Genomic DNA, 6,741 nt, shown 5'->3' with positions numbered 1-6,741 from the left:
AAAGTGTTGTGCTCTRCCAGCTGAGCTAAGGAATCGTGCTGATTTTAATTGTAAAGACTTCTGCTTGTCTTTTTGTGATCCCTCTGGGGTTCGAACCCAGGACCCCAACATTAAAAGTGTTGTGCTCTGCCAGCTGAGCTAAGGAATCGTGCTGATTTTAATTGTAAAGACTTCTGCTTGTCTTTTGTGATCCCTCTGGGGTTCGAACCCAGGACCCCAAAAGTGTTGTGCTCTGCCAGCTGAGCTAAGGAATCGTGCTGATTTTAATTGTAAAGACTTCTGCTTGTCTTTTTGTGATCCCTCTGGGGTTCGAACCCAGGACCCCAACATTAAAAGTGTTGTGCTCTGCCAGCTGAGCTAAGGAATCATGTCTGCTTTGTTTTTTAAAGCGATGCAAATATAGAGCGATTAAATTTAAATCGCAAACTGAATTTTGACGATTTATAGAGATTTTTACTGTTGTAATCACTAGTAAATGCTTTATTGTATTGGCTCGTAATTTGATATAGAAATGAAAAAAAAATGAAAAAAAATCTCAATTGCCTATTTTTAGTCGATAAAGCTTATGATAATGCTTGTTTTTGCCATGCTAAAGCATATGAAATGCTCTTCCTATATTTATCTAAACCCCATTATTCTTAACGATTGCTAATCGTAATATCCTTAGGTAATCAAAAATAATTCTAAATTTGTGAACCAATAATTGAATTGGAAAGAGAAAATTTGTTTTCAATTTTGGATTTTGAGGGAGCTCTTGCGAATATATGGATTACATATCAATATATTTGCTTAAGCTACAAATATATTTAACGACTTAATGATGAAAAATAAGATAGTAGTTATTACAGGGGCATCGTCTGGTATAGGCAAAGCACTAGCTTTTGAATTTGCAAATCGTGGTGCGAAAATTGTTTTGGCTGCCCGTAATAGCGTAAAATTAAAACAAATAGAGGCGGATATTCGGAATATGCAGATGGATGTATTATCTGTAACTACTGACGTGAGCAAGGAGATTGATTGTGAAAATCTGATGCAAAAAGCAGTTCAACACTTCGGAGGAATAGATATTTTGATAAATAATGCAGGTATTTCAATGCGTGCTTTATTTGCAGATTTAGAATTATCAGTAATAAAGGAATTAATGGATGTTAATTTTTGGGGAACGGTTTATTGTACGAAATTTGCGTTGCCGTATATTACTAAAGCAAAAGGATCGGTTGTTGGTGTAATTTCTATTGCAGGATATATTGGATTACCGGCAAGGACAGGATATTCTGCATCTAAATATGCCATTCGCGGGTTCTTGGATACGCTTCGCGTAGAGAATCTAAAAACCGGAGTTCACGTTTTGGTGGCCGCCCCGGGATTTACAGCCTCAAACGTTAGAAATGTAGCCTTAACTGCTGATGGTTCTGCACAGGGGGAAACACCTCGTGATGAAAGCAAAATGATGAGTGCTGAGGAATGTGCACATTTAATTGCAAATGCAGTTAAAAAACGTAAACGAGAGCTTATTATGACATTTGTTGAAGGAAAGTTTACTGTTTGGTTAAAAAAATGGTTTCCTTCCTTATTGGAAAAACTAACCTATCAACATATGGCTAAAGAACCAAATTCACCACTTAAATAGTCCATGGAAGTGGGATAAATTAAGTGGATATCTATCATGACAACATAATACTTGATTGCGAAGAAAATTAGTATAGATTTAATAATATAGAAAGAATTGGATATCCTATAATTAGGATTCCAATTTTTCTCTAAGAGAATTGATGCCTTTACCAAGAATTTCATTTGTTTCCATTACACATACGAATGCATTCGGATCTATGGAATGGATATAATCTTGCAGCATAGATAATTCTCTTCGATTTACAACCATAAAAATCATATTTTTCTCACGGCCATCATACATTCCTGTACTTTTCAAAAAAGTACCACCACGTTTCATGTCTTCTGTTACCTTGATTCGTATTTCTTCGTATTTATCAGAAATAATAAATAATGCTTTTTCATAACTAGAACCTTGAAGGGTAATGTCAGTAACTTTTCCTGTTACAAACAAAACAATAAAGGAATATAAAGGAATTTGCCAATCCACTTTTATGTACAAACTACTCAAAACAATAAGAGTGTCAATGTAAATAACCATTTGTCCTAGAGGTAATTTTGTGGATTTGGCAATAATCATTGCAAGAATATCCGATCCGGCAGATGTTGCACGGGCTTTTAATATTAATCCCAAACCGAATCCCATAAAAATACCACCAAAAATACAAGAAAGTAAAACGTCATCAACCAATGGAATTACGCCCCACCAAGCTGTAATTGTATCAATAAAAAGAGCAGAAAGAATAAAAGCAAGAAATGTTTTTAATCCGAAACGAGGTCCCAATATTTTAATTCCAACTAAACTTAGAGGAATGTTGATTAATAAACTTGAAATACCAACAGGAATCCCGCCTCCAAATTTTCGAAATAAATTATTGGAATATTGCATGAAATGATAGGCTAAACTCGATAAAACCCCATCATAATCAGCAGGATTTAATTGTCCAAATAGACCATGAGGAAATAATCCAAGCGTAAGTTTGTTGATGATTATACCAATACCATAAACACTACCAGGAACCAGATTGTGTGGAATTATAAAAAAAACAAATCCTGCAGCCATAATAAAGGCACCAACAATTAGTTTTGCATGGTTATAAAACCATTTCCCTGAAAATAGAACGTCTTTTTGAATAAAGGCCAAAGCGATGTAGTTTTAGTATCTGTGAAAAATATACCCTAAATAAGATTTTTACAAAATAATAGATTTAATCAAATTAATTACGATTTTTAGGCTACTTTCCTGCAAATTTGCTGATGTTTAATTGTAATGTTGAGTAAGAATTAATTGTTTTGCATCTAATTAATTAAATAAGGGAGAATGAAAGCAAAAATCAGTAGTCTGATAATGAAATTATTTGGTTGGAAATATATCGGTGACATTCCAACTGTAAAGAAGGCTGTAATCATAGCAGTTCCACACACTTCCAATCTGGATTTTGTATGGGGTAAATTGGCTTTTGTATCTTACAATGTGCAGACAACTATTTTAATGAAAAAGGAAATGTTTGTATTTCCATTAAAATATTTATTAAAGTCTTGGGGTGCAATACCAGTAAACAGATCCCAAAAGGAGAGTATGACAGATCAATTAGCAGAGGAATTTTCGCGGCGAGATAGTTTATACTTATCGATAGCTCCGGAAGGAACACGCAGACACCGCTCCGAATGGAAAAGAGGTTTTTATTATATTGCTCTAAAGGCAAATGTTCCAATTTATCTGGGTGAAATTAATTATCAGGATAAAACCATTACATGTGGTACGGCTTTTTATCCAACAGGAGATGTGGAAAAAGATATGCAGAAAATAAAAAGCAATTATATTCATAGTAAACCAAAACATGCCGATAAATTCTCTGCCGGCATAAAGGATAATTAATTTGATATGCTTAGAATTAGCTTAATTCAATCGGAGATCTTCTGGAATGATGTTGAAGTAAATTTATTGCATTTTTCCGAAATACTTTGCCCACTAAAAGGGAATAGTGATTTAATTATTCTTCCAGAAATGTTTACATCAGGATTTATGATGGATCGTAAGGATGAAATAGCTCCCTATGCAGATAAGACCTTAAAATGGATGACAAATCAGTCGTTGGAATTAGGGACTGTTTTGGTGGGAAGCATAATCGTTTGTGAAGATACTCAATATTATAATAGGCTATATGCTATTGGTAATGGCAAGATAATCTGCTCCTATGATAAACGACATTTGTTTCGAATGGGAGAGGAAAATCATCATTTTCAGTCAGGTAGTAAAAGGGAAATATTCACTATTGGTAAATGGCGGATTTGTCCCTTGATATGCTATGATCTAAGATTTCCTGTGTGGTCAAGAGGTGTGAATGAATATGATTTATTAATCTATGTTGCCAATTGGCCAGAAGCTCGAACAGAGGTCTGGAATACATTGCTAAAAGCAAGGGCAATAGAGAATCAGGCATTTGTTGCAGGAGTCAATCGTGTTGGTTTAGATGGAATGAAGCTAAAATATTCAGGGAGCTCCTCCATATTTGATGCAAAAGGTAAACTCCTTGGAAAATGTAATGATTTTAAGAACGAAATCTTAAATCTGGAATTATCTCTTTCTGATTTAAAATCCTTCCGCCAAAAATTTCCCGTTCATCTGGATGCCGATTCTTTTCAGATAGATAGTTAAGGCAAAATATTAGGGGGCTGAATATTAGTGTGTTGCTATTTTTATAGAAATACGCTTTCCTATTTTTAGTAAAACTAAAAATATAGTTCTATATTTATGTCTAGGATTTTGAATTTCATATTAGAATTTGATTATCAAAATAAACAAGCCCACCATTAAAATAAAATAGAAATCAATGAAAGAACTAACTAGAGCGGAAGAGCAGGTAATGCAAATCCTTTGGAAATTAGAAAATGCATTTGTAAAAGAAATTATTGAGAAGATTTCAGAACCAAAACCCGCCTACAATACAATTTCTACAATTGTTAGAATACTTGAGAAAAAAGGTTTTGTTGGACATGTTGCCTACGGCAAAAGTCACCAATATTACCCTTTAATTACCAAAAAGGATTATACCAAAAAATTTATGAAGGGATTTGTTCGAAACTATTTTTCAAATTCGTATAGGGATATGGTTTCATTTTTCGCTAAGGAAGAACAGGTAAGCTTATCTGAATTGGAAGAAGTAAAGAGAATGGTCGAAGAACAAATTAAAAAGCAAAGTGAATAACGTATTAAAAAGATGTTAACAGGCACTATTTTGTATTTTTTTCAATCAGCAATATGCATGGCATTTTTTTATGCTCTGTATTGGTTGTTTTTAAAGCGGGATACCTTCTTTAGAATCAATCGAATATTTTTATTGTTGACATTGGTCGCCTCCATCATTATTCCTTCGTTGGAAATTCCTTTTCAAACCAAAATTAAAACTACTCCTGATGAATACAATATGTTGGATGCTGTTGTAATTACTTCTCATCAATATTTGAATACAAATATGTTACAGGAAGTAGTTGTAACTGCTACAGCAAAAAACAATTTGATTTGGTATCAGTATTTAGGCTTAATTTATGGCCTTGGAGTATTTGTTTTCGCAGTTCGTTTCTTAAAAAATATTATTCAATTATTGGTTTGGGGCAAGTCGAGTAAAAGGATTCACGAAAAGGGAGTGAAGCTGGTGATCATGAAGGATCATTATCCTCCTTTTTCTTTTCTTAATGCCATATTTATAAGTAGAGAGGATTTTAATAAACCAAATTTCGAGTCGATACTTGCTCATGAGAGAGTGCATGTAGAGCAATTTCATACTTTTGATTTATTATTGATTGAAATACTTAGTGTACTCTTTTGGTTAAATCCAATAATATGGTTTTATAAATTGTCCATTCAGGAAGTACACGAATATTTGGCCGATGATCAGGTTGTAAGTGATACGGAAAATCCAAATACTTATAAGATGCACATTGTGAATCAAATTGTTGGCGGAGAATTATTTCGGTTGGCAAATAATTTTGGACAATCTACTGTTAAGAAAAGGATTTCGATGTTAGGGAAAATTAAAACGCCTAAAATTGCACTCGTAAAGTTATTATTATTGATTCCTATTTTCATTATTCTTTTTTCTGCATTTTCTTTTACAATAAGAGAAGAGAAAAAAATATCATCAGAGGATAAAATATCGCAATGGATTCCAGATGATTTAAAGCATTTCTATTCATTTTCCACTGATATTTATGGAATTGACAATGAGGAAGAATTACATTTTGATACCAAGAAAGTATCTGCAGGAATTAAAAGTTTAGAATACAAGGATAAAATTAATCAAGAAGAAATTTTTACAATATCCGACGAAATGTCTGAATACCCTGGAGGAGTTGTTGCATTGCAAAATTTTATTGCTAAAAACATTATTTATCCTAAGAAGGCTGAAGATGAAAATATTGAAGGTCGTGTTTTTGTGTCGTTTGTAGTTAATAAGTTAGGGAAGGTTACAAATGAGCATATTGTAAAGGGTGACCATACTTGTTTGAATAAGGAGGCCTTGCGTGTAATATCCACAGTCCCCAATTGGAAGCATGGTAAGCGGAAAGGAAATCCTGTTAATGTTGCTTATACAATTTCTGTCAATTTTAATTTGAAGAATTTATTAGATTCTCCTGTCGTAGCGCCTCAGCCACTATTTAAGAGAATTAAAAATGCGTCAGATTATTTATTGGAAGACAAATTAAAGCTCCAAACTCAAAAATCTTTTTATATCATTGAGCAGATGCCTAAATTTACTGGTGGAATAAAGGGTTTTAGAAGATATGTTGCAAGCCATATTAAGTATCCTATTCTAGCTGTAGAACAGGGATATCAAGGACAGATATTTGTTAATTTTTTAGTAAATAATGATGGTCGTGTTACTCATGCTAAAATTATTAAGGGAGCTAATGTCGAATTAAATAGGGAGGCCTTAAGAGTAATCAATAATATGCCAAAATGGATTCCTGGCAAGCAAAACGATAAAAATGTTGCGGTTAGTTATATAATTCCAATTCGGTTTTCTTTGCATTAATATATTTTTTACGTACATTAACTAAGAATTTAGTTATTAAACTAAATTCTTAGGAATAAAGAATTATTTACACCAATTAATTATTTAATTTAAA

At 33.0% G+C, this 6,741-nt stretch carries 6 protein-coding genes and 3 tRNA genes; 5 read left to right on the top strand and 4 right to left on the bottom strand.

The window, feature by feature from the left end; genetic code table 11:
• Positions 1–75: 75 nt before the first annotated feature.
• From DLK05_RS06050 to DLK05_RS06040, 3 genes are all read right to left on the bottom strand, one after another.
• Positions 76–148, bottom strand: a tRNA-Lys gene (locus tag DLK05_RS06050).
• Between the two features lie 39 nt (positions 149–187).
• Positions 188–254 (bottom strand) — tRNA-OTHER (locus DLK05_RS06045).
• Between the two features lie 40 nt (positions 255–294).
• A tRNA-Lys gene (locus DLK05_RS06040) sits at positions 295–367 on the bottom strand.
• Positions 368–820: 453 nt separating this feature from the next.
• Between DLK05_RS06040 and DLK05_RS06035 the strand changes: the two genes are divergently transcribed.
• Positions 821–1,630, top strand: a complete 810-nt coding sequence (locus DLK05_RS06035) for an SDR family oxidoreductase (RefSeq protein ID WP_127343105.1) — start codon at positions 821–823, stop codon at positions 1,628–1,630.
• Between the two features lie 111 nt (positions 1,631–1,741).
• Here the strand turns inward: DLK05_RS06035 and DLK05_RS06030 are convergent, their stop codons facing one another.
• Positions 1,742–2,755: a YitT family protein gene (locus DLK05_RS06030; protein ID WP_127343104.1), complete on the bottom strand. Its 1,014-nt coding sequence runs from the start codon at positions 2,753–2,755 to the stop codon at positions 1,742–1,744.
• Positions 2,756–2,932: 177 nt separating this feature from the next.
• Between DLK05_RS06030 and DLK05_RS06025 the strand changes: the two genes are divergently transcribed.
• The 4 genes from DLK05_RS06025 to DLK05_RS06010 all read left to right on the top strand — a co-directional run bounded on the left by DLK05_RS06025 (position 2,933) and on the right by DLK05_RS06010 (position 6,647).
• Positions 2,933–3,490: a 1-acyl-sn-glycerol-3-phosphate acyltransferase gene (locus DLK05_RS06025; protein WP_127343103.1), complete on the top strand. Its 558-nt coding sequence runs from the start codon at positions 2,933–2,935 to the stop codon at positions 3,488–3,490.
• Between the two features lie 6 nt (positions 3,491–3,496).
• Complete coding sequence (locus tag DLK05_RS06020; protein WP_127343102.1) at positions 3,497–4,270, top strand: amidohydrolase; 774 nt, start codon at positions 3,497–3,499, stop codon at positions 4,268–4,270.
• 175 nt (positions 4,271–4,445) lie between these two features.
• The gene (locus DLK05_RS06015; protein ID WP_127343101.1) at positions 4,446–4,820 is read left to right on the top strand and encodes a BlaI/MecI/CopY family transcriptional regulator; all 375 of its coding nucleotides are present in this window, start codon (positions 4,446–4,448) and stop codon (positions 4,818–4,820) included.
• Positions 4,821–4,877: 57 nt separating this feature from the next.
• On the top strand, positions 4,878–6,647 hold the full coding sequence (locus tag DLK05_RS06010) for a M56 family metallopeptidase (RefSeq protein ID WP_209319745.1): 1,770 nt from the start codon (positions 4,878–4,880) through the stop codon (positions 6,645–6,647).
• Positions 6,648–6,741: the final 94 nt, after the last annotated feature.

This window comes from Ancylomarina longa, from assembly GCF_003996985.1.
Lineage (GTDB): Bacteria > Bacteroidota > Bacteroidia > Bacteroidales > Marinifilaceae > Ancylomarina_A > Ancylomarina_A longa.
Note: the sequence above shows the minus strand (reverse complement) of the source record. Positions and strands in the feature narration are given on the sequence as shown.

Excerpts from the sequence above, each read along its gene's own strand:
- DLK05_RS06015 (WP_127343101.1), top strand. The coding sequence starts at position 4,446 with ATGAAAGAACTAACTAGAGCGGAAGAGCAGGTAATGCAAATCCTTTGG.
- DLK05_RS06020 (WP_127343102.1), top strand. The coding sequence starts at position 3,497 with ATGCTTAGAATTAGCTTAATTCAATCGGAGATCTTCTGGAATGATGTT.
- DLK05_RS06035 (WP_127343105.1), top strand. The coding sequence starts at position 821 with ATGAAAAATAAGATAGTAGTTATTACAGGGGCATCGTCTGGTATAGGC.
- DLK05_RS06010 (WP_209319745.1), top strand. The coding sequence starts at position 4,878 with ATGGCATTTTTTTATGCTCTGTATTGGTTGTTTTTAAAGCGGGATACC.
- DLK05_RS06025 (WP_127343103.1), top strand. The coding sequence starts at position 2,933 with ATGAAAGCAAAAATCAGTAGTCTGATAATGAAATTATTTGGTTGGAAA.